The 1,686-nt window shown below is 36.4% G+C and carries 2 protein-coding genes; both read left to right on the plus strand.

Annotated features, from left to right (window positions below; genetic code table 11):
• Window positions 1–61: 61 nt before the first annotated feature.
• Window positions 62–1,048: an efflux RND transporter periplasmic adaptor subunit gene (locus tag Q3C19_RS18130; protein ID WP_302731238.1), complete on the plus strand. Its 987-nt coding sequence runs from the start codon at window positions 62–64 to the stop codon at window positions 1,046–1,048.
• Between the two features lie 29 nt (window positions 1,049–1,077).
• Window positions 1,078–1,686: efflux RND transporter permease subunit (locus tag Q3C19_RS18135; RefSeq protein WP_302731236.1), on the plus strand; the 609-nt coding region annotated here is incomplete at its 3' end.

The following is a 1,686-nucleotide window of genomic DNA, read 5'->3' on the forward strand; positions in this document are numbered from 1 at the left end:
TTAAAAATAATGAATATCGAAGATGAAGAAAATGTGTTTAGTACCATTCCTGGCTATACCGATGTTTTTAATAGGGTGCCAGGAAAACTCAGCTAATCAGGCTGTTAATAGAAAGGTTACGAAGGTGAATTTTATGCAAGTAACAAGCATTCCATTATCTATGGATAAGAGGTATTCGGGTACGGTTGAAGAATCAAATGGAACTTCTTTAAGTTTCTCCGTATTGGGTACAATAGACAGGATATATGTGAAAACTGGCGATCGTGTAGTAAAAGGACAAATTATAGCTTCTATAGATACAACAACCTTTAAGAGTAGCTATAATGTGGCAAAAGCTTCTTTATGTCAGGCACAAGATGCTTATAATAGGCTAAAGGTTCTGTATGAAGAGAATAGTTTGCCCGAAATAAAATGGGTAGATGTACAAAGCAAACTTCAGCAGGCACAAGCAATGGAAGAAATGGCTGAGAAAAAATTAAATGACTGTTTCCTTAAAGCTCCATTTAGTGGAGTTATTGCAGATAAAAAAGTGGAAATAGGACAAAATGTAGCTCCGGGAGTGCCGGTTGCAGAATTAGTGTCTATGCAGCAAGTTAAAATAAAGGTGTTTGTACCGGAAAGTGATATTAACGATATACAGATAGGTAACAAGGCGACAGTCATTATTTCTGCTGCAGATGATATGTGTTTTGAAGGTTATGTTGTCGAGAAAGGAATTGTAGCAAATTCTTTGTCCCGTTCGTATGAAGTAAAAATAATGGTAGAAAATATAAATAATCAGCTTTTGCCCGGAATGGTGACGGATGTTTTTGTGATGGGCGAAAAATGTAAAACAGCCATTGTACTTCCAGCCAACGTTATTCAAATAGATGAGCACAATAAAACTTTTGTATGGGTAAACCAGAATGGTATGGCAATAAAAAGATTTGTGACTTGTGGAAAATATATCGCTGATGGTATTGTGATTGAATCTGGGCTACAAACTGGTGATGAAATAGTAGTATCCGGTCAACATAAGGTGTGTGAAGGTACTGTTATATCATTATAAGAATTTATGGAATAAAAACTCTCACAAAGATGAAACGAAAAAAAAGAAATGCAGTAGAATGGGCCATGCACTACCGTCAGATTATTATTCTGGTAGTATGTTGTTTAGTCGCATTAGGTATATACAGCCTTCCTGAAATGCGGAAGAATGAATTTCCTGATTTTACTGTCCGTCAGGGCTTAGTTGTGGCAGTAGCACCAGGCAATACCTCAGAGGAAATGGTAGAACAGGTGACGAAGCCCCTTGAAAATTATATTTTCAGTTATAAAGAAGTAAAAAAGGAAAAGAGTTTTTCGACTAACCGGGATGGCATAACATATATTCAGGTGGAACTCAATGATGAGGTGAATAATAAGGATGAATTCTGGAGCAAATTTAAGCATGGTATATCAGGCTTTAAATCACAACTTCCTGCTAATGTTTTAGCAATTCAAGTATTAGATGACTTTGGAGATACTTCTGCTTTGCTAATAACCATGGAAAGTCAGGATAAAACTTATCGTGAGCTGAAAGACTATATGGATGATTTGCAAGACAGATTGCGTAAAGTGAAAAGTGTAGGCCGTATGACTGTATATGGTATGCAGAAAGAACAGATTTCGGTGGTACTTAATCAGGATAAGTTGGCCAAATATGTC

It is taken from the genome of Bacteroides sp. ET489 (assembly GCF_030518095.1).
GTDB classification, from domain to species: Bacteria; Bacteroidota; Bacteroidia; order Bacteroidales; family Bacteroidaceae; genus Bacteroides; species Bacteroides ndongoniae.